This is a genomic window from Streptomyces sp. MnatMP-M17 (genome assembly GCF_900091995.1).
Classification (GTDB): Bacteria; Actinomycetota; Actinomycetes; order Streptomycetales; family Streptomycetaceae; genus Streptomyces.
On sequence record NZ_FMDK01001155.1, the window covers coordinates 1 to 2,329 of the forward strand.

The following is a 2,329-nucleotide window of genomic DNA, read 5'->3' on the forward strand; positions in this document are numbered from 1 at the left end:
CCCGCCGATGTCACTGCCACCTGCCACAATGCAGTCGCCGGACCACAGAGCAGCGGAGCGTGATCGTGACGACGTCCATCGAAGGCAGGATCGCCGGGGAACTCGGCGTACGGGAGCGGCAGGTGAAGGCGGCCGTCGAGCTGCTCGACGGCGGATCGACCGTGCCGTTCATCGCGCGCTACCGCAAGGAAGCGACCGAGATGCTCGACGACGCGCAGCTGCGCACCCTTGAGGAGCGGCTGCGCTATCTGCGGGAGCTGGAGGAGCGGCGGAGCGCGATCCTGGACTCCGTACGCGAGCAGGGCAAGCTGGACGAGGCGCTGGAGGCGCAGATCAGGGCCGCCGACACCAAGGCGCGCCTTGAGGACATCTATCTGCCGTTCAAGCCGAAGCGGCGTACGAAGGCGCAGATCGCCCGCGAGGCGGGCCTCGAACCACTCGCCGAGGGCCTGTTGAAGGATCCGTCGGTGGAGCCGCTGGCCGCCGCCGCGGCGTTCGTGGACGCGGACAAGGGTGTGGCAGATCCCGCCGCCGCGCTGGAGGGCGCGCGCTCCATCCTCACCGAGCGGTTCTCCGAGGACGCCGATCTCATCGGCGAGCTGCGGGAGCGGATGTGGACACGGGGCCGGCTGGTCTCGAAGGTCCGGGAGGGCAAGGACGACAGCAAGGAGGGACCTGGCGCCAAGTTCGCCGACTACTTCGACTTCGCCGAGCCGTTCCCGGAGCTGCCCTCGCACCGGGTGCTGGCCATGTTCCGCGGCGAGAAGGAGGATGTCCTCGATCTGGTGCTGGAGCCGGAGGATCCGTCCGAGTCCTCGGAGCAGCCGGGCCCGACGATGTACGAGAACATGATCGCGCGGCGCTTCGAGGTCGCGGACCGCGGCAGGCCCGGTGACAAATGGCTGGCGGACACGGTGCGGTGGGCGTGGCGCACCCGGATTCTGGTGCATCTCGGAATGGATCTGCGGCTGCGACTGCGGACGGCCGCCGAGGACGAGGCGGTGCGGGTGTTCGCCGCGAATCTGCGCGATCTGCTGCTGGCAGCGCCGGCCGGCACCCGCACGACGCTCGGGCTCGATCCCGGGTTCCGTACGGGCGTGAAGGTGGCCGTGGTCGACGCGACGGGCAAGGTCGTCGCCACCGACACGATCTATCCGCATGTGCCCGCCAACCGGTGGGAGGAGTCGCTCGCGACACTGGCGCGGCTGGCCAAGGCGCACTCGGTCGATCTGATCGCCATCGGCAATGGCACGGCGTCCCGGGAGACCGACAAGCTCGCCGGTGAGCTGTGCGCGAAGCATCCGGAGCTGAAGCTCACCAAGGTCATGGTGTCCGAGGCGGGCGCCTCGGTGTACTCGGCCTCGGCGTTCGCCTCGCAGGAGCTGCCCGGTCTCGATGTGTCGATCCGCGGCGCCGTGTCGATCGCGCGCCGGCTCCAGGATCCGCTCGCGGAGCTGGTGAAGATCGATCCCAAGTCGATCGGCGTCGGCCAGTATCAGCACGATCTGTCCGAGGTGAAGCTCTCCCGCTCGCTGGACGCGGTCGTCGAGGACTGTGTGAACGGCGTGGGTGTCGATGTGAACACCGCGTCGACGCCGCTGCTCTCGCGGGTGTCGGGCATCGGGACGGGACTCGCCGAGAACATCGTCGCCCATCGCGACGCCCATGGGCCGTTCCGGTCGCGGCGGGCGCTCAAGGATGTGCCGCGGCTCGGCCCGAAGGCGTACGAACAGTGCGCGGGCTTCCTCCGTATCCGTGACGGTGACGACCCGCTGGACGCGTCGAGCGTCCACCCGGAGGCGTATCCGGTGGTGCGGTCCATGGTGAAGACGACCGGCAGCGAGGTCGCGTCCCTCATCGGGAACGCGTCGGTGCTGCGCTCGCTGAAGCCGGCCGACTTCGTGAACGAGTCCTTCGGGCTGCCGACCGTGACGGACATCCTGCGCGAGCTGGAGAAGCCGGGCCGGGACCCGCGTCCGGCCTTCAAGACCGCGACGTTCAAGGACGGCGTGGAGAAGATCGGGGATCTTGCGTCGGGGATGGTGCTGGAGGGAGTCGTGACGAATGTCGCGGCGTTCGGCGCGTTCGTGGACATCGGCGTGCATCAGGACGGGCTGGTCCATGTCTCCGCCATGTCGAGGAACTTTGTGAAGGATCCCCGGGAGGTCGTGAAGCCGGGCGATGTGGTCAAGGTGAAGGTCATGGAGGTCGACGTTCCGCGTAAGCGGATCTCCCTGACGCTGCGGCTGGACGACGAGGTGGGCGCGAAGCCGGAGCGCGACCGGTCGGGTGGGTCTGGCGGGTCCGGTGGCTCGGGTGGTGGACGGCC

General features: G+C 69.0%; 1 protein-coding gene. It reads left to right on the forward strand.

The annotated features are described in order from the left end of the window. Window positions 1–65: 65 nt before the first annotated feature. The coding region (locus tag GA0115259_RS37235; RefSeq protein WP_093604964.1) for a Tex family protein at window positions 66–2,329 on the forward strand (2,264 nt) is incomplete at its 3' end.